Below are 18,926 nucleotides of genomic sequence, written 5' to 3' on the forward strand. Positions count from 1 at the left end.
CGCTATGAAATTTATCGTTGAACGTGAGCATCTGCTAAAACCGCTGCAACAGGTGAGCAGCCCGCTGGGCGGCCGCCCGACCTTGCCGATCCTGGGCAACCTGCTGCTGCAGGTGACGGAAGGCTCCCTGCTGCTGACCGGCACCGATCTGGAGATGGAGATGGTGGCGCGCGTCGCCCTGTCCCAGCCGCATGAGCCGGGCGCGACCACCGTGCCCGCACGCAAATTCTTTGATATCTGCCGTGGCCTGCCGGAAGGGGCGGAGATCGCTGTCACGCTGGAAAGCGAGCGCATGCTGGTGCGATCCGGCCGCAGCCGTTTCTCGCTCTCCACGCTGCCGGCGGCGGACTTCCCGAACCTGGACGACTGGCAGAGCGAGGTGGAATTCACCTTGCCGCAGGCGACGCTGAAGCGCCTGATCGAAGCCACCCAGTTCTCGATGGCCCATCAGGACGTGCGTTACTACCTGAACGGTATGCTGTTTGAAACCGAAGGCGAAGAGCTGCGCACGGTCGCGACCGACGGCCACCGCCTGGCGGTGTGCTCGATGCCGATCGGCCAACAGCTGCCGTCGCATTCGGTGATCGTGCCGCGTAAAGGGGTGATGGAGCTGGTGCGTCTGCTGGACGGCGGCGATTCGCTGCTGCAGCTGCAGATCGGCAGCAACAACATCCGCGCCCACGTCGGCGATTTCATCTTCACCTCCAAGCTGGTTGACGGCCGTTTCCCGGACTATCGCCGCGTCTTGCCGAAGAACCCGGATAAAACGCTGGAAGCCGGCTGCGATCTGCTCAAGCAGGCGTTCGCCCGCGCGGCCATTCTCTCGAACGAGAAATTCCGCGGCGTGCGGCTGTACGTCAGCCAGAACCAGCTGAAGATCACCGCCAACAACCCGGAGCAGGAAGAGGCGGAAGAGATCCTCGACGTCAGCTACGACGGCGCGGAGATGGAGATCGGTTTCAACGTCAGCTACGTGCTGGACGTGTTGAACGCGCTCAAGTGTGAAGACGTGCGCCTGCTGTTGACCGACTCGGTCTCCAGCGTGCAGATCGAAGACGGCGCCAGCCAGGCGGCGGCCTACGTTGTCATGCCAATGCGGTTGTAGTCTCGTTACCTTGAATTACAGCACCGTCATCGGTAAAGAGATTGCATGGCTCTGACGCGTTTATTGATTAAAGACTTCCGCAATATCGAGGCGGCGGATTTGGCGCTGGCGCCGGGATTCAACTTCCTGGTCGGCGCCAACGGCAGCGGCAAGACCAGCGTGCTGGAAGCGGTGTATACGCTCGGCCATGGCCGCGCCTTTCGCAGCCTGCAGGCCGGGCGGGTGATCCGCCACGACCAACCGGAGTTCGTGCTGCACGGCCGCATCGAAGGCGCGGAGCGCGAGCTGTCGGTAGGATTGAGCAAGAGCCGTCAGGGTGACAGCAAAGTACGCATCGATGGCAGCGACGGCCACAAGGTGGCCGAGCTGGCGCAGCTGCTGCCCATGCAGCTGATCACCCCCGAAGGTTTTACCCTGCTGAACGGCGGGCCGAAATTCCGGCGCGCCTTCCTGGACTGGGGCTGTTTTCATAACGAACCCGGTTTTTTCACCGCCTGGAGCAACCTGAAACGGTTACTGAAGCAGCGCAATGCCGCGCTGCGCCAGGTGAGTCGCTATGCGCAGATCCGCGCCTGGGATCAGGAACTGATCCCGCTCGCGGAGCGTATCAGCGAATGGCGGGCGGAATACAGCGACGCGATCGCCGCGGATATCACCGCGACCTGCGCGCAGTTTCTGCCTGAATTTGCCCTGAGCTTCTCCTTCCAGCGCGGCTGGGACAAAGAGAGCGACTATGGCGAGCTGCTGGAGCGCCAGTTCGAGCGCGACAGGGCGTTGACCTATACCGCGGTGGGGCCGCATAAAGCGGACTTTCGCATTCGTGCCGACGGCACGCCGGTAGAGGATTTGTTATCGCGCGGTCAGCTTAAGCTGCTGATGTGCGCGTTGCGCTTGGCGCAGGGTGAGTTTCTCACCCGGCAGAGCGGGCGGCGTTGCCTGTATCTGATTGATGATTTTGCCTCCGAGCTGGACACCGGCCGTCGCCGGTTGCTGGCCGATCGCCTGAAAGCCACCCAGGCCCAGGTTTTTGTCAGCGCGGTCAGCGCTGAACAAGTGACCGACATGGCCGGTGAAAAGGGCAAGATGTTCCGCGTGGAACAGGGTAAAATAGAGGTTCAACCACAGGACTAAAATGAGCGAGAAACGTTGATGTCGAATTCTTATGACTCCTCAAGTATCAAGGTATTAAAAGGGCTGGATGCGGTGCGCAAGCGCCCGGGCATGTATATCGGCGACACCGATGACGGCACCGGTCTGCACCACATGGTATTCGAGGTTGTGGACAACGCTATCGACGAAGCGCTCGCGGGCCACTGTAGTGACATTCAGGTCACCATCCATGCCGACAACTCGGTATCGGTGCAGGATGACGGCCGCGGCATTCCGACCGGCATTCACCCGGAAGAAGGGGTTTCAGCCGCAGAGGTCATCATGACCGTGCTGCACGCCGGCGGTAAATTCGACGACAACTCCTATAAAGTTTCCGGCGGCCTGCACGGCGTGGGCGTCTCGGTGGTTAACGCCCTGTCGGAGAAACTGGAGCTGGTGATCCGCCGCGAAGGCAAGGTGCACGAACAAACCTACAGTCACGGTGAGCCGCAGGCGCCGCTGAACGTGGTGGGCGAAACCGAACAGACCGGCACCATGGTGCGTTTCTGGCCGAGCCACCAGACTTTCACCAATGTGACCGAATTCGAGTATGACATTCTGGCCAAGCGTCTGCGCGAGCTGTCCTTCCTCAACTCCGGCGTGTCTATCCGCCTGAAGGACAAGCGCACCGACCGTGAAGACCACTTCCATTACGAAGGCGGCATCAAGGCGTTTGTCGAGTACCTGAACAAGAACAAAACCCCGATCCACCCGAACGTGTTCTACTTCTCCACCGTGAAAGATGACATCGGCGTGGAAGTGGCGCTGCAGTGGAACGACGGTTTCCAGGAAAATATCTACTGCTTCACCAACAACATTCCGCAGCGCGACGGCGGCACGCACCTGGTCGGTTTCCGTACCGCGATGACCCGCACGCTGAACAGCTACATGGAGAAGGAAGGCTACAGCAAGAAGGCCAAGGTCAGCGCCACCGGCGATGACGCGCGTGAAGGCCTGATCGCCGTAGTGTCGGTGAAGGTGCCGGATCCTAAGTTCTCCTCTCAGACCAAGGACAAGCTGGTCTCTTCCGAGGTGAAAACCGCGGTTGAAACGCTGATGAACGAGAAGCTGGTGGATTACCTGATGGAGAATCCAGGCGACGCGAAAATCGTGGTCGGCAAAATCATCGACGCGGCGCGCGCGCGCGAAGCGGCGCGTAAGGCGCGTGAGATGACCCGCCGCAAAGGCGCGCTGGATCTGGCCGGCCTGCCGGGCAAGCTGGCGGACTGCCAGGAACGCGATCCGGCGCTGTCCGAACTGTACCTGGTGGAAGGGGACTCCGCGGGCGGCTCTGCCAAGCAGGGGCGTAACCGCAAGAACCAGGCTATCTTGCCGCTGAAGGGGAAAATCCTCAACGTCGAGAAAGCGCGTTTCGACAAAATGCTTTCTTCGCAGGAAGTGGCGACGCTGATCACCGCGCTGGGTTGCGGCATCGGCCGCGACGAGTACAGCCCGGACAAGCTGCGTTACCACAGCATCATCATCATGACCGATGCCGACGTCGACGGTTCGCACATCCGTACGCTGCTGTTGACCTTCTTCTACCGCCAGATGCCGGAAATCATCGAGCGCGGCCACGTGTTCATCGCGCAGCCGCCGCTGTACAAGGTGAAGAAAGGCAAGCAAGAGCAGTACATCAAAGATGACGAGGCGATGGATCAGTACCAGATCGCCATCGCGATGGACGGCGCTACGCTACACACCAACGCCAGCGCGCCGGCGCTCGGCGGCGAGCAGCTGGAGAAACTGGTGGCTGAGCACTATAGCGTGCAGAAGCTGATCGGCCGCATGGAGCGCCGCTACCCGCGCGCGCTGCTGAACAGCCTGATCTACCAGCCGACGCTGAACGAAGGCGATCTCAGCGATGAAGCCAAGGTGAAAGCCTGGATCGCTTCGCTGGTGCAGGCGCTGAACGACAAAGAACAGCATGGCAGCAGCTATGACTTCGTGATCTTCGAGAACCGTGAACGCCAGATGTTCGAACCGGCACTGCGCATCCGCACCCACGGCGTGGATACCGATTATAAGCTGGACTTCGACTTCATCCACGGCGGCGAATACCGCAAGATCTGCCAGCTGGGCGAGAAGCTGCGCGGGCTGATCGAAGAGGGTGCGTTTATCGAGCGTGGCGAACGCCGTCAGCCGGTAGACAGCTTCGAGCAGGCGCTGGAGTGGCTGGTGAAAGAGTCGCGCCGCGGTCTGTCGGTGCAGCGTTATAAAGGTCTGGGCGAGATGAACCCGGAACAGCTGTGGGAAACCACCATGGATCCGGAAAGCCGCCGCATGCTGCGCGTGACCGTCAAGGACGCCATCGCCGCCGATCAGCTGTTCACCACGCTGATGGGCGATGCGGTTGAACCGCGTCGCGCCTTTATCGAAGAAAACGCCCTGAAAGCGGCGAACATCGATATCTGATGCGTTAATGGCTGTGAAAATCCGCGCCGGGCGACCCGCGCGGATTTTTTTACGCCTTTTTTGGCGCTGACAGCCGAGGCTGAAACGCGTTAGCATGGAAAAAAACCACTGGGAGAAGCGTTGAATGGCTATTGAACTGATTGCGATCGACATGGATGGCACGTTGCTGGATCCGCAGCACCAAATCACGCCGGCGGTAAAGCAGGCTATCGCGGCGGCGCGGCGCAAAGGGGTGCATGTGGTGCTGGCCACCGGGCGGCCTTATGTCGGCGTGCAGGACTATCTGCGCCAGTTGGACATTCAGGGCCCCGGCGATTTTTGCATCACCTACAACGGCGCGCTGGTGCTGCGTGCGGCCGACGGCGCCTGCATCCTGCAGGAAACCCTGGGCTTCGAGGATTATCTGCACTTCGAGCAGATGGCGCGCGAGTTCGGCGTTCACTACCAGGCGTTTGATTTCGATACCCTCTATACCCCGAACAAGGACATCGGCAAGTACACCATCCACGAGGCGGCAATGACCGGCATCCCGCTGAAATACCGCAGCGTGGAAGAGATGGATCGCCAGATGCGTTTCCCGAAAGTGATGATGATCGACGAGCCGGAGCTGCTGGACAGCGCCATTGCGCGCATCCCGGCGGAAACGCGCGAGCGCTACACCATTCTCAAAAGCGCGCCTTACTTCCTCGAGATCCTGCATAAGAACGTCGATAAGGGCGCCGGGGTGAGAATGCTGGCCGAGCACCTCGGCGTGGCGCGGGAAAATATCATGACGCTGGGGGATCAGGCCAACGATACGGCGATGATCGAATATGCCGGCGTCGGCGTGGCGATGGGCAACGCCATTCCCGAGCTGAAAGCGGTGGCGCAGTTTGTCACCAGCGCCAATACCGAAGACGGCGTGGCGCGCGCCATCGAGAAATTTGTGCTCAACGCCTGAGAAAACGGGGCGCTGCGGCGCCCCTTTATATTGCCGCCAGCACCCCTTTGGCGATCTGCAGATCCTGAATCGCCAGCCCGGTAAGATCGGCGATGGTGATGTGCTGCGGCTCGCTTCGCACCTGCTCACCCTGCGCCAATGCGGTGCCAATTTCGACGATCGGCGTTGAAGTCAGCTTGTTCTGCCGATAAGCCGTCGCGATCTCGCCATATTCTGCACACTGCGTCAGCGCATCGACCAGCAGCGTGTCCGCCTTGGCCACCAGATCGGTCGCCAGCTCTTGCTTGCCGGGCGCGTCGGCGCCCACGGCGCTAATGTGCGTGCCGGGCCGGATATCTGCCGCCTGCAAGATCGGTTCGCGGCTGGGCGTGGTGGTCACGATCAGCTGGCAGTGCGCCGCCAGCTCCGCCGCATCCTGCGTGACCCACACCCGAAATCCCTCGGCTTCGGCATCGCGCCGATACGCCGCCAGCGCCTGTTCGTTGCGGCCCCATACCCATACCTCGCGGCAATCGGTCACCGGTTTCAGACACTGCAGCTGCAGCCGTGCCTGCAGCCCGGTACCGACCATGCCTATCGCCTGAATATGCGGCGGCGCGCATAGCTCGGCGGCGATGCGGCCGGCCAGAGCGGTGCGCAGCGCGGTCAACCACCCCTCATCCTGCAGCAGCGCGCGGGGCTCGCCGGTCTGGGCGGAGAACGCCATCATCAACCCCTGATTGCTGGCCAGACCGTGCTCGGCGTTGCGATAGAAACCGGCGGACACTTTGACCACGAACAGCTCGTCGCCTTCCAGCCAGGCGGATTTGATGCAGCAGTCGCCGGCGGCCCGATCGAACTTGAAATGCTGCACTGGCGGCTGTTGCACCCGTCGCTGCGAGTAGGCGATAAACCCCTGCTTCAGCAGCGGCGTAATGGCCTCGGCGTCGAACGCGGCGAGGATTTGCTGCCGGTTAAGGATGCGCATCGGCGATGGCCTTGAGGTATTTCTCCAGCACGATGTTTTTACCGCACAGCACCACCGCCACCTTTTTCCCCTGGTATTCTGGCGCCAGTTTGATCGCCGCCGCCAGTGCCACGCCGGCCGCACCTTCGATAATCCACCGATCGCTGGCGGCAATCAGACGCATCGCATGCTTGATCTCTGCCTCGCTGACCAGCACTTTACGGTCGATCAGCTGCTGGCACAGTGGAAAGGTCACGGCGCCCGGCTCGACGCCGCCTGCGGTGCCGTCGGACAAGGTTTCTTGCTCTGCCACCGGGAAGATATGGCCCGCTTCCAGCGCGCTGTACATGCTGGTGGCGTTTTCCGGCCAGCAGGCGATAAGCTGCGTGTTCGGCGACAATTGCCGCAAAACGGTGCCGATGCCGGCGATATAGCCACCGCCGCCCACCGCCACGAATACCGCGTCCAGATCGGCGAGTTGTTCAACCAGCTCCATGCCACAGGTGCCCTGGCCGGCAATGACCTGCTCGTCGTTATACGGCGAGATATAGGTTTTCCCCTGCTGGCGTGCGGCTTGTTCCCCCGCCAGTTCGGCGTTCAGCGCATCGCCCGGCACCAGTTCCACGGTGCCGCCCAGCGCGCGGATGGTGTCGAGCTTGATGCTCGCCGCCGTCTCCGGCGCATAAACCGTGACGCCAACGCCCATCAGCTGCCCCGCTAGGGCGACCGCCTGGCCGTGGTTGCCGGTTGAGGCGGCGATCACGCCGCGCCGGCGTTGTTCGCTATCCAGTAGCCGCAGCTTGTTGCTGGCGCCGCGAAATTTAAAGGAACCGGTGTGCTGCAGATGATCGCACTTCAGATACAGCTCGCAGCCCAACTGCTGTGAAAGCAGCACGCTGCGCTCCAACGGCGTGACTCGCACCTGAGGGCGCAGTTGCTGATGGGCAGAAACAATGGCATCGAAGAGGGGGTTCATACCGGCTCCAGAATTTTATTGGACTTAAAAATCCAGTTTGTACTTTTTTGTATTGGTTGTAAACCCCGTCGCCCGGGCGTCTGGCTAACCGGCCAGGCAGGGGAAACGGCATCGCGTTTGCGGTGAAAATAATCATTAATTTATCGCTTAGTGGCATGACCTTTTATTTATTTGCGTTAAGTAAGGCGCCGCCACTGCCTTATTTTTATGAGGGAAATGAGAATGAAAAAATAGCGCTCGTCTCATTCACTTATACCGCATTGGCGCCGTTGAGTTTCTCCGCCAGGCATATGGCCGGCTAATCGGGCGCTTATTTCCTGCCGGTGCCGCCGATAGCCTTCAATGATAAGACAGGGGAAAAGTCTGGCGTAATTCCGCACCGAAAAAGCCCTTTGGGCTACCCTTGTTGGCTATGTGAAACGCCGCCGTCGATCCGGTAAGATGGCGGCTCAGTGCCAGCATGCGCAGGAGAGCCGTCATGAGCCATCGGGAAAAACAACTGACTTTCGACCCACGCGGGCATCAGTTAACCAATATCAACGTCTGGACGCCGGACAGCCAATGGCTCGCTTATGACGTGCGCCCGCGCGGCGCCTCTTTCACCGGCCTGAGCATCGAGCGGGTCAACGTCGCCAGCGGCGCGGTGGAAGTGGTGTATCGCGCCCAGCACGGCGCGCACGTCGGCGTGGTCACGGTCAGCCCCGATGCGCCGGCGCGCTATGTATTCATCCATGGCCCGGAGCATCCGGACAGCGCCTGGCAGTATGATTTTCACCACCGTCGCGGGGTGATCGTCAGCGAACCGGATCGCGAGTTGGCCATCACCCTCGACGCGCTGGATATCACAGCGCCCTATACGCCCGGCGCGCTGCGCGGCGGCAGCCATGTGCACGTTTTCAGCCCGGACGGCAGCCGCCTCAGCTTTACCTACAACGACCATGTGATGCATGAACGCGATCCGGCGCGCGATCTGCGCAACGTCGGCGTGGCCGTGCCGCTGCACGGGGTTAATCCGCCGAAACAGCACCCGCGCGAATATGACGGCAGCCACTATTGCGTGCTGGTCAGCGAGACCGTACCGCAGCCGCAGCCGGGCAGCGATCAGATCAATCGCGCCTACGAAGAAGGCTGGATTGGCCGCGAAGGTTACCGCAAGGCCGACGGCAGCCGGCAGCGTTGGGCGCTGGCGTTCATCGGCGATACGCTGTCCGCCGCCGGCGAGAAGCTGCCGGAGGTGTTTATCGTCGATCTGCCGGAAAACGACGCCGACTACGCCGCTGCGGGCGCTCTGCCGCTGCAGGGGACGGAAAGCGAGCTGCCCGCGCCGCCGCTGGGCGTCAGGCAACGGCGGGTGACCTTTACCGGGGAACGCCGTTTTCCGGGCGTAGCCGGCGCGCCGCGCCACTGGCTGCGCAGCTCGCCGGATGGCAGCCAGATCGCGTTTTTGATGAAGGATGACGGCGGCGTGGTGCAGCTGTGGACGGTGTCGCCGAATGGCGGCGAGCCGCGCCAGGTGAGCCGCAGCGAGCATGACATTCAGTCGGCGTTCAGCTGGCACCCGCAGGGCGGGACGATTGCGCTGGTGTGCGATAACAGCGTGATGCTGTGCGAGGTCGCCAGCGGCCGCCTGCAGCGTTTGACGCAGCGCAGCGCGCAGCCGCCGTCGGGCGATGCCGTGGTATTTTCGCCGGATGGCAAGAAAGTGGCGTTTATGCGTGAGATAGCGGGGTTCAACCAGATCTTCGTGGTTGAGGCGTAAGGCGGGCCTGACGGCCCGCAGCGTGCGTGATTAATGCGTGGCGGCGCTGTCGTTACCCTCGCCGGGATTGCCGGTCGCCGCCAGATTCTGCTGCTCGCTGCGCAGGATACGCGCTTTCGGCGAGTCTGCGGTGGCGTCATCGCCGGAACGCAGATAGTCGTAAGGTAACAGTACGGTATCCATCACCGCGGAGAACGGCAGATCCAGCGCCACCAGCGGCATCATCGCCCAACTGGTGTTGTCGTCCTTCAGCATGTCCACGCTGGCGCGGGTGCCGGGATAGTAACCCTGATTCGGGCCAGTATGGCTCATCACGCTGGAGCAACCGCTGGTCGCCAACAGCATGCAGCCCGTCGCTATCGCTTTCATCGTCGTCATTAATCCATCCTGCAGGGTTGCTGTGCCCCTTAATTAATCCGATTTATAACATCCTGTTGCTGCTTGAAAAGAAGCAAAATCCCGCTCTGTGGCGGCTCTCTCACTTTAGTGTAAGTGGTAAAAAAACTTTCACCTAACCGGAATGAGCTTTTTTTGATCCTCGCCTGTTGAATTGATGAAATCAACCCCCATTTTATCATCAGAGCCGAATTGAGAATTCGCCGTAAGGGGATTCTGGCTTAATTAGCCTGTCCAGAATGGAAGGCGTATTTATTTCAACCTCGCTGAAGTGCCTTAGGAGGCTGTTTTATGCGTAATTTTGATCTTTCCCCGCTATACCGTTCCGCCATTGGTTTCGATCGCCTGTTCAACGCGTTGGAGGCTGGCCAGAGCCAGGGCAACGGCGGTTATCCGCCTTATAATGTCGAGCTGGTGGACGAAAATCATTATCGCATCGCTATCGCGGTAGCCGGGTTTGCCGAGCAGGAGCTGGAGATCACCACGCAAGATAATCTGCTGATCGTGCGCGGGGCGCACAATAATGAACCGGCAGAGAAAACCTATTTATACCAGGGCATCGCCGAACGTAATTTCGAGCGTAAATTCCAGCTGGCCGAACATATTCAAATTAAAGGCGCCAAATTGGAGAACGGCCTGCTGTATATCGACATGCAACGCATCGTGCCGGAAACATTAAAACCGCGCCGCATCGAAATTAAATAATTCCCGTTTCGCCGGCAGTTACGCTGCCGGTAAATATGCAGTCATGACACGCCCGCCGTCAGGGGGCTGAATAAACACATCTCGCTTAATGAAAGGAGTTGTTCCTATGCGTAATTACGATTTATCCCCGCTTCTGCGTCAATGGATTGGTTTTGATAAATTGGCCAGCTCAATGGGGGGCCAGGAGCCTCAGGGGTTCCCGCCGTATAACATCGAGAAAAGCGATGACAATCACTACCGCATTTCTCTGGCGCTGGCCGGTTTTCGGCAGAGCGAACTGAATATCGAAGTGGAAGGGCCGCGCTTGACCGTCAGCGGTAAACCCACACCGCCGGAAAAACAGGTCGAATACCTGCATCAGGGCCTGGTGTGCAAAGAGTTCCAGTTGACCTTCACTCTGGCGGAGCATCTGCAGGTGTCCGAGGCCAAATTTGAAAATGGCCTGTTGCACATCGATCTGGTGCGTCAGGTGCCGGAAGCCTTGCAGCCGCAGCGCATCACCATCGGCGCGACGCCGGAGCTGGAAGCCAAATAACCGACTGAAAAACGGTCATCATCATGCGGGGGAGATCCAGACGGATCTCCCCCGCTGCGTTATGTGGCGCACGCCACAGACCCCCCGTCAGCCCGATGTCATAATCCTTGTTAATTGTGTGTCTTTGGCCGCAAACCCATTGTTCAACTTTGGCAAGGATGTGACCTATGAGCGATATCGCCCTGACCGTCAGCATGTTGGCGCTGGCGGCCGTCATTGGGCTGTGGATGGGGAACTGGAAGCTGTACGGCGTCGGGTTGGGCATCGGCGGCGTGCTGTTCGGCGGCATTCTGGTCGGGCACTTCGCCCAGAGTGGGCAAATCAGCCTGAACGGCGACATGCTGCACTTTATCCAGGAGTTTGGCCTGATCCTGTTCGTCTATACCATCGGCATTCAGGTCGGCCCCGGTTTCTTCTCTTCGCTGCGCGTCTCCGGTTTGCGGCTTAACGCCTTCGCGGTGCTGCTGGTGCTGACCGGCGGCGTAGTGGCGGCGGCGGTACATAAGCTGTTCGACGTGCCGCTGCCGATCATCCTCGGCGTGTTCTCCGGCGCGGTCACCAACACCCCGGCGTTGGGCGCCGGCCAACAGATTCTGACCGATCTCGGCTCCGATCCGGCGTTGGTGGACGGCATGGGCATGGGCTACGCCATGGCCTATCCGTTCGGCATTTGCGGCATTCTGCTGGTGATGTGGCTGATCCGACTGTTTTTCCGCATCAATATCGAGCGCGAGGCGCAGGCGTTTGAAAGCAGCCTGGGCAATCAGCGCGAGCTGCTGCACGCCATGAACGTGGCGGTACGCAATCCCAATCTGCAGGGCATGGCGATCAAGCAGGTGCCGCTGCTCAACGGTGAAGCGATCGTCTGTTCACGCCTCAAGCGCGGGGAGCTGCTGATGGTGCCGGCGCCGCACGAGCGGCTGGAGCTTGGCGACTACCTGCATTTGGTGGGCAAGCGCGAAGACCTGGAGAATGCCCGGTTGGTGATCGGCGAAGAGGTAGACGCGTCGCTCTCGACGCGCGGCACCGCGCTGCAGGTGGTGAGGGCGGTGGTGACCAACGAGCAGGTGCTGGGTAAAAAAATCCGCGATCTGAACCTGAAGCAAAAGTATGACGTGGTGATTTCACGCCTCAACCGCGCCGGCGTCGAGCTGGTGGCCGGCAGCAACGTGACGCTGCAGTTCGGCGACATCCTCAACCTGGTCGGTCGGCCGGAGGCCATCGACGCGGTGACGGCAATCGTCGGCAACGCCCAACAAAAACTGCAGCAGGTGCAGATGCTGCCGGTGTTTATCGGTATCGGCCTCGGGGTGCTGCTCGGTTCCATTCCGCTGTTCGTGCCCGGCTTCCCGGCGGCATTGCGGCTGGGGCTGGCCGGCGGGCCGCTGGTGGCGGCGCTGATCCTGGGGCGCATCGGCAGTATCGGCAAGCTGTACTGGTTTATGCCGCCGAGCGCCAACCTGGCGCTGCGCGAACTGGGCATCGTGCTGTTTCTGGCGGTAGTCGGGTTGAAGTCGGGCGGCAACTTCATCGAGACGTTGCTGCACGGCGAGGGGCTGACGTGGGTGGGATACGGCGCGTTGATCACCGCCATTCCGCTGCTGAGCGTCGGTATTCTGGCGCGCACGGTGGGCAAGATGAACTACCTGACGCTGTCCGGCATGTTGGCGGGGTCGATGACCGATCCGCCGGCGCTGGCCTTCGCCAACGGCCTGCACCCGACCAGCGGCGCCGCCGCGCTGTCTTACGCCACCGTTTATCCGCTGGCGATGTTCCTGCGCATCATGTCGCCGCAGCTGCTGGCGGTGCTGTTCTGGACGCTGTAATCCACAAGAAGGGCGCCGTGGTGGCGCCCCGATGGATTGATCTTAGTTCGCTTCCTGATGCGCGCGTTCGATCTCTTCCGCCAGAATAGCCACGCCGCGCTCGATTTTCTCCGGGTCGGGCACGTAGTTCATGCGCATGCACTGGTGGGTATGTGGCCAGTCGTGCTCCAGCCCCGGGAAGAAGTAGTGGCCCGGCACCATCAGCACGCCGCGCTTTTTCAGGCGCTGATACAGCACCTCGGTAGTGATCGGCAGATCCTTGAACCACAGCCAGAGGAAGATAGCCCCTTCCGGTTTGTGGATCAGGCAGCGTTCCGGCGACAGGTAGCGGCGGATAATCTCGATGGTGTGTTCGACGCGCTGTTTGTAGAACGGGCGAATCACCTCGTTAGACAGGCGCAGCAGGTCGCCGCGCTCGATCATTTCCGTCGCCATCGCCGGCCCCATGCTGCCCGGCGACAGGCTGATGATGCCGTTCATGTTGGTCAGCGCGGTGATCACCTTCTCGTCGGCGATTACGATGCCGCAGCGCGAGCCCGGCAGGCCGAGCTTGGACAGGCTCATGCACAGGATGGTGTTCGGGTTCCACAGCGGCGTGGCGTCGCTGAAGATGATGCCGGGGAAAGGCACGCCGTAGGCGTTGTCGATCACCAGCGGGATATCGCGCTGTTGCGCCAACCGATCGAGCTTTATCAGCTCTTCGTCGGTGATCACGTTGCCGGTTGGGTTGGTCGGCCGCGAAACACAGATCATGCCGATGTCATCGCCGATATTCAGGTGCTCGAAATCAACGTGATATTTGAACTGGCCTTCCGGCAGCAGCTCGATGTTCGGTTTAGCGGAGACGAACAGCCCTTCGTCCAGCCCGGCGTCGGCATAGCCGATATATTCCGGCGCCAGCGGGAACAGCACGCGGCGGCGTGAACCGTCGGCGTAGCGGCCGGCGAACAGGTTGAACAAGTAGAAAAACGCGCTCTGACTGCCGTTAGTCAGTGCAATATTCTGTGGCGAGATCTCCCAGCCGAGCTCGTCGCGCAGCAGATTGGCCAGCGCTTTCAGCAGCGCGTCCTTGCCTTGCGGGCCGTCGTAGTTGCACAGCGCTTCGGTCAGTTTGCCCTGATCGAGCATCTCCTGGCACAGCTGTTTGAAGTAGGCTTCCATCTCTGGGATCTGCGCGGGGTTGCCGCCGCCGAGCATGATGGCACCGGGGGTGCGCAGGCCTTCGTTCAGATCGTCCATCAAACGGGTGATGCCCGCATAACGGGTAAATTTGTCGCCGAAAAGTGAGAAAGTCATAGGTGCAGCAGTACTGTTTTTTAGCAGGTAATCACCCACCATACCGCCAGATAAATCCCGCTGCAATGCGGCCGAAAAATAGACCACTGGGCATAAGTTTTACTCAATGGTCTATTGGTAGCATATTACGCTGAATTATTGTGACCGTTCGCCGGCCCACACTATCATCACCTTATCGTCGCCGAGCCGGCGGCTGAAGGCATAGTAAGCGGCGTGCGGCTGCGGGATTTGCACGCCGCCGCCGATCGCCGGGTGGCGGGCGCGAAACTGCCCCAGCCGCTGCCAGTGGGCCAGCAACGGAGCTTTCTCCCCCTGCAGTTCGCGCCAGTTCATGTCGGAGCGGGTGCCCTGCAGCGGATCGGAACCGGTCGGGCCGAGCGGGCGGCCGCTTTCGTCGCCGTAGTAAATCTGCACCGCGCCCGGCGCCAGCAGCAGCAGGTTCGCAGCCCGCTGTTGCCGCGACAGCGAGCCTTTGGCATCGTCGGCGAAGAACAGCCGGGTGTCGTGCGACGAGAGGTAGCTCAGCACGTTGAAATCCTGCAGCCGCTCGGCCATCTGCCGGTAGGTGGCGTCGATGTCGGCAAAGCAGCCCAACGCCAGTGACGCCTGGTCCTGGAAGTCGAAGTTGATCATCGCGTCGAAACCGTTCTGGTAATAGTCGCTTTTCATCACCCCGTGCCCCCAGGCTTCGCCGGTCATCCAGAACGGTGCGTCATCCAGCGCCTGCTGCGGGTGTTCCGCTTTCCACGCCGCCAGCGCCGCCGTGGCGCGTTGCTTCAACAGCGCCAGCGTCGGTTTTTCCACGTGTTTGGCGGTATCGACGCGGAAACCGTCGATGCCGTAATCACGCACCCACTGGCTGAGCCAGACGGTCAGGTAATCGCGGGTAGTGGCACCGGGGATATCGTGTGCGGCGGTGTCGGGCTTATGGCGGTAGAACAGCGGCAGGCCGCTGGCGCCGGGCGCTTCGGTTTTGATGTCCGGCAAGAAGGCCAGCGACATCGTCAGATCATCATAGCCCGGCGCGTCATAGTCGCCGATATCGGTGCGGATCCAGTTTTTCCCCCACCATTGGCGCCAGCCCGCCTTGTCGCTGAAGTTGATGTAGTCGTTGAAGCTGTGCCAGTTTTGCCCCGGCCTAGGACGCCAGTCGCCCCAGTTTTTCCCCAGGATGCTTTCCACCTCCGTGCCCTGCAGATACAGCGAGCCGAAGTGAAACGTCTGCATATCCGCCAGCGTGGCGTAGCCGACGTGGTTCACTACCACGTCGAACAGAATTCGAATGCCGCGCTGATGCGCCTGCTCGACCAGCGTGCGCAGCTCCTGTTCGGTGCCCATGTTGGCGTCGAGGCGGGTCCAGTCCAGCGCGTAATAGCCGTGATAGGCGTAATGCGGGAAGTCGCCCTTGGCGCCGCCGCCGACCCAGCCGTGGATCTGCTCCAGCGGCGAGCTAATCCACAAGGCGTTGACGCCGAGTTGCTGCAGATAATCCAGCTTCTGCGTCAGGCCAGCCAGATCGCCGCCGTGAAAGGTGCCGATCTCCTGCAGGCCGTCGCTGCGGCGCCCGTAGCTGTGGTCATTGGCGGGATTGCCGTTCTCAAAGCGGTCGGTCAGCACGAAATAAACCGTGGCGTTATGCCAGCTGAACGCCGCCGGTTTAGTGGTGGCGGCGGATTCCAGCAGCAACAAGCCGCCGCTGACGGCGGCGGGCTGCAGCGTGATTTTACCCTGGCTCACCTGCGCCGTTTGGCCGGAATAGAAATCGCGCAGCGTTTCGCCTTCGGCGAAGGTCGAGGCGACGTCGACCGTGACCGGCTTGCCGTCCCAGCGCGGGCAGCTGCGGACGGCAACGGCGGCGCTTTCCGGCGCGCTGCGCAGGCTGAGCCGCAGCGTGGGGGTACCGCTGCGGGTGTCGATGTGCGCCTGATAGTCGCCGGCGCGGAACTGCCGCCAGCTGACCGGCGGGTTGACGCCGCAGGGCTGCAGCGACAGCGTCTGGTTAAGCTTCACCGCCTCGGCCGGCTGCCAGCATTGGTTGTCCTGATACAGCTGCAGCGGCCGCTGGCCTTTAGGCAGCGGGGCCTGGCTGATGAACAGCCCGGCGGCGGTTTCGTCGAAGGCCGGAAAGCCGGGCAGCGTCCAGGCGGCTAGCGCTGCTGGCGACAACAGCATCAACAAGGGCAGGGGTAACAGTTTCATGGCTCTCCTTACGCGCGGCAGGAAGCGTTTTTGTCGCAGGGTAGCGCCCAGTGTGGCAAACGGTGAAAAAACGGCCTCCTCCCTGCGGTTTTTTTTCGGGGAGGAGAGGGAGGGCGGAGCGTTTTCGGATTGATTCGGCTTGGCTTTGCGCGTGCGCTGCGGCAGATTAAACGATGAACATCAAAGGAGGTTAGCGATGACGGACAAAAACTGGCGAGAAGAGATCGTTCAGGCAATTCAGGATGCCGAATTGCAGCACTTCGCCGAAGAACATCAGCTGCAGGCGCTGTTCGCGCCGCAGCAGGAAGAGCAACACGGCCGGTTATCCGCAGACCACCGGCCGCGCTAAGTTATTTCTGCAACAGCTGCGGGTTGACGCAGTTTTCTTTCACCGTGCCGGTCAATGCGGCGATCAAGTTATCCACCGCGCAGGCGGCCATGCCGTAGCGCGTTTCATGGGTGGCGGAGCCGATGTGCGGCAACGCCACCACGTTCGGCATGCTGAGCAGCGGCGAGTTGGCCGGCAGCGGCTCTTTCTCGAACACGTCCAACCCGGCGGCGTGGATCACGCCGTTTTGCAGCGCTTCGATCAGCGCCTGCTCATCCACCACCGGCCCGCGGCCGGCGTTGATCAGAATGCCGCTTTTCTTCATCTTCGCCAGCTGATCGCGGCCGATCATGTGGAAGGTTTGCTCGGTCAGCGGCAGCGTGATGCAAACGAAATCCGACTCGGCCAGCAGGGTATCCAGATCGCAGCGGCGCGCGTTGAAGCGCTGTTCCGCCTCTTCGTGCGTGCGGCGGGCGTTGTACAGCACCGGCATGCCGAAGCCGAAGTGCGCGCGCTGCGCCAGCGCCAGGCCGATGCGGCCCATGCCGAGGATGCCGATGGTTTTGTGGTGCACGTCGACGCCGAACCAGTCTGGCCCGATGCTGCCGCGCCATTCGCCGGCCTTGACCCGTTCGGCCACTTCCACCACCCGGCGCGCGGTCGCCAGCACCAGGCTCATGATGGTGTCGGCGACGGTTTCGGTCAGCACCGTCGGGGTGTGCATCAGCAGCACGTTATGCGCGTTGAGCGCCTCGACGTCGAAGTTGTCGTAGCCGACGGAAACGGTCGAGGCCGCGCGCAGTTTGGGCGCCTGCTGCAGGAAGGCTTCGTCAATTTTACCGCCGGAACCGATGATCCCTTCGGCCTGCTGCAGCGCCTGGCGCAGTTCGTCGCGGTTCTCCGGCTGCAGGCCGTTGAAGGCGTGCACGGTGAAGTGCTGTTCCAGGCGTTCACGCAGGTCGGCAGGCAGGCTTTTGTACAATACGATAGAAGGCTTCATCACGAACTCCAGCTGGGCCAAAGGGGGCCTGGCGCCCCCCCGGTTGGGTTAACAGATAAAAAGTATAACCGGATCAAGCCAATTGCGGCTGGATCTCGTTGCGGGCGGGTTTGACGATCAGCGTCAGCACCACCGCCACCACCAGTGCGATGGCCATAAACATGTAAGAGGCCGCCGGGCTGCCGGTGGCGCCATTCAGATAGCCGACGAACCAGGAACCGAAGAACGAACCCAGTGCGCCCATGCTGTTGATCAGCGCCATGGCGCCGCCGGCGACGTTTTTCGGCAGCATTTCCGGAATGATGGCGAAGAACGGCCCGTAAGGGGCGTACATCGCGGCGCCGGCGACCACCAGCAGGCCGTAGGAGATCCAGAAGTGGTTGGTGCCGACGGCGTAAGAACCGAAGAACGCCAGCGCGCCGATCAGCAGCAGCGGCCAGACGAACAGCTTGCGGTTTTGCATTTTGTCCGACGCCCAGGAGACCACGATCATGGCGATGGTCGCCGCCAGGTAAGGTACCGCCGACAGCCAGCCGGCTTCCACCATGCCCATCTGCATGCCGCTGCGCAGGATGGAAGGCAGCCACAGCACGAAGCCATACACGCCGATGCTCCAGGCGAAGTACTGCACGCACAGCAGGATCACGTTGCGCGAGCGGAAGGCTTCGCCGTAGTTGCGCACGGCCTTGATGCCCTTCTGCTCTTCGTCCAGCTGCTGTTGCAGCGCCCGTTTCTCATCGGCGCTCAGCCAGCCGGCCTGCGCCGGTTTGTCTTTCGCCAGCACCCACCAGCAGAACGCCCAGATGACCGCCGGAATGCCCTCGATGATGAACATTTCGCGCCAGCCGAAGGCGTGGATCAGGTAGCCGGACACCACCGACATCCACAGCACCGTCACCGGGTTGCCGAGGATCAGGAAGGTATTGGCGCGTGACCGCTCCGATTTGGTGAACCAGTTGCTGATGTAGATCAGCATCGCCGGCATCACCGCCGCCTCCACCACGCCGAGGATAAAGCGAATGGCGGCCAGCATCGGGATATTGCTGACTACGCCGGTCAGCGAGGCGCAGCCGCCCCACAGGATCAGGCACCAGAAGATCAGTTTTTTGACGCTGCGGCGTTCGGCGTAGATGGCGCCGGGAATTTGGAAGAAGAAATAACCGAGGAAAAACAGCGCGCCCAGCAGCGAGGCCATGCCTTTGGTGATGCCGAGATCTTCATTGATGCCGGCGGCGGAGGCGAAGCTGAAGTTGGCGCGATCGAGATAGGCCAGGCTGTAGGTGATAAACACGATGGGCATGATGTACCACCAGCGTTTGGCCGCGACAGTCGCTTTGTTCATGTTCAGTAT

At 61.3% G+C, this 18,926-nt stretch carries 16 protein-coding genes; 9 read left to right on the top strand and 7 right to left on the bottom strand.

Translation table 11 applies throughout. From position 1 onward, the window contains the following. Positions 1-4: 4 nt before the first annotated feature. The 4 genes from dnaN to yidA all read left to right on the top strand — a co-directional run bounded on the left by dnaN (position 5) and on the right by yidA (position 5,609). On the top strand, positions 5-1,105 hold the full coding sequence (gene dnaN / locus ATE40_RS20905; protein WP_004933892.1) for a DNA polymerase III subunit beta: 1,101 nt from the start codon (positions 5-7) through the stop codon (positions 1,103-1,105). A gap of 45 nt (positions 1,106-1,150) precedes the next feature. Next, entirely contained in the window at positions 1,151-2,236 is a 1,086-nt protein-coding gene (gene recF, locus ATE40_RS20910) for a DNA replication/repair protein RecF (RefSeq protein ID WP_004933895.1), read from the top strand. 18 nt (positions 2,237-2,254) lie between these two features. Beyond that, positions 2,255-4,669: a DNA topoisomerase (ATP-hydrolyzing) subunit B gene (gyrB, locus tag ATE40_RS20915; RefSeq protein ID WP_049200580.1), complete on the top strand. Its 2,415-nt coding sequence runs from the start codon at positions 2,255-2,257 to the stop codon at positions 4,667-4,669. Between the two features lie 124 nt (positions 4,670-4,793). Then, complete coding sequence (gene yidA / locus ATE40_RS20920) at positions 4,794-5,609, top strand: sugar-phosphatase (RefSeq protein WP_063918278.1); 816 nt, start codon at positions 4,794-4,796, stop codon at positions 5,607-5,609. Between the two features lie 25 nt (positions 5,610-5,634). On the opposite strand, the gene ATE40_RS20925 is transcribed toward yidA, so the two are convergent. Both ATE40_RS20925 and ATE40_RS20930 read right to left on the bottom strand, forming a co-directional pair. Beyond that, entirely contained in the window at positions 5,635-6,576 is a 942-nt protein-coding gene (locus ATE40_RS20925; protein WP_063918277.1) for an ornithine cyclodeaminase family protein, read from the bottom strand. Then, positions 6,563-7,531, bottom strand: a complete 969-nt coding sequence (locus tag ATE40_RS20930; protein WP_063918276.1) for a threonine/serine dehydratase — start codon at positions 7,529-7,531, stop codon at positions 6,563-6,565. The genes ATE40_RS20925 and ATE40_RS20930 overlap by 14 nt, the downstream gene beginning before the upstream one ends. 478 nt (positions 7,532-8,009) lie before the next feature. Between ATE40_RS20930 and ATE40_RS20935 the strand changes: the two genes are divergently transcribed. Continuing rightward, positions 8,010-9,290, top strand: a complete 1,281-nt coding sequence (locus ATE40_RS20935; protein WP_019455502.1) for a YidR family protein — start codon at positions 8,010-8,012, stop codon at positions 9,288-9,290. A 30-nt stretch (positions 9,291-9,320) separates the two neighbouring features. On the opposite strand, the gene ATE40_RS20940 is transcribed toward ATE40_RS20935, so the two are convergent. After that, positions 9,321-9,668: a YceK/YidQ family lipoprotein gene (locus tag ATE40_RS20940; RefSeq protein ID WP_019455503.1), complete on the bottom strand. Its 348-nt coding sequence runs from the start codon at positions 9,666-9,668 to the stop codon at positions 9,321-9,323. A 309-nt stretch (positions 9,669-9,977) separates the two neighbouring features. Between ATE40_RS20940 and ibpA the strand changes: the two genes are divergently transcribed. The 3 genes from ibpA (at position 9,978) to ATE40_RS20955 (ending at position 12,752) form a co-directional block, all read left to right on the top strand. Then, positions 9,978-10,391, top strand: coding sequence for a small heat shock chaperone IbpA (gene ibpA / locus ATE40_RS20945; RefSeq protein WP_004933919.1), 414 nt, complete (start codon positions 9,978-9,980; stop codon positions 10,389-10,391). Positions 10,392-10,497: 106 nt separating this feature from the next. Continuing rightward, a complete protein-coding gene (gene ibpB / locus ATE40_RS20950; protein ID WP_019455504.1) occupies positions 10,498-10,926 on the top strand; it encodes a small heat shock chaperone IbpB in 429 nt (142 codons plus the stop codon). 167 nt (positions 10,927-11,093) lie between these two features. Then, a complete protein-coding gene (locus tag ATE40_RS20955; RefSeq protein ID WP_019455505.1) occupies positions 11,094-12,752 on the top strand; it encodes a putative transporter in 1,659 nt (552 codons plus the stop codon). A 42-nt stretch (positions 12,753-12,794) separates the two neighbouring features. Here the strand turns inward: ATE40_RS20955 and ATE40_RS20960 are convergent, their stop codons facing one another. Both ATE40_RS20960 and ATE40_RS20965 read right to left on the bottom strand, forming a co-directional pair. Continuing rightward, entirely contained in the window at positions 12,795-14,048 is a 1,254-nt protein-coding gene (locus ATE40_RS20960; protein ID WP_063918275.1) for a valine--pyruvate transaminase, read from the bottom strand. A gap of 135 nt (positions 14,049-14,183) precedes the next feature. Further along, the gene (locus tag ATE40_RS20965; RefSeq protein WP_063918274.1) at positions 14,184-16,247 is read right to left on the bottom strand and encodes an alpha-amylase; all 2,064 of its coding nucleotides are present in this window, start codon (positions 16,245-16,247) and stop codon (positions 14,184-14,186) included. Between the two features lie 196 nt (positions 16,248-16,443). On the opposite strand from ATE40_RS20965, the gene ATE40_RS24900 reads away from it, so the two are divergent. Continuing rightward, entirely contained in the window at positions 16,444-16,596 is a 153-nt protein-coding gene (locus ATE40_RS24900) for a hypothetical protein (RefSeq protein WP_019455508.1), read from the top strand. A gap of 1 nt (position 16,597) precedes the next feature. Here the strand turns inward: ATE40_RS24900 and ghrB are convergent, their stop codons facing one another. Together ghrB and ATE40_RS20975 are read right to left on the bottom strand one after the other, a co-directional pair. Then, positions 16,598-17,575, bottom strand: a complete 978-nt coding sequence (ghrB, locus tag ATE40_RS20970; RefSeq protein ID WP_063918273.1) for a glyoxylate/hydroxypyruvate reductase GhrB — start codon at positions 17,573-17,575, stop codon at positions 16,598-16,600. Positions 17,576-17,648: 73 nt separating this feature from the next. Next, the gene (locus ATE40_RS20975; RefSeq protein WP_063918272.1) at positions 17,649-18,917 is read right to left on the bottom strand and encodes an MFS transporter; all 1,269 of its coding nucleotides are present in this window, start codon (positions 18,915-18,917) and stop codon (positions 17,649-17,651) included. Between the last annotated feature and the right edge of the window lie 9 nt (positions 18,918-18,926).

Origin of the sequence: Serratia surfactantfaciens, assembly GCF_001642805.2 — a bacterium.
GTDB lineage: Bacteria > Pseudomonadota > Gammaproteobacteria > Enterobacterales > Enterobacteriaceae > Serratia > Serratia surfactantfaciens.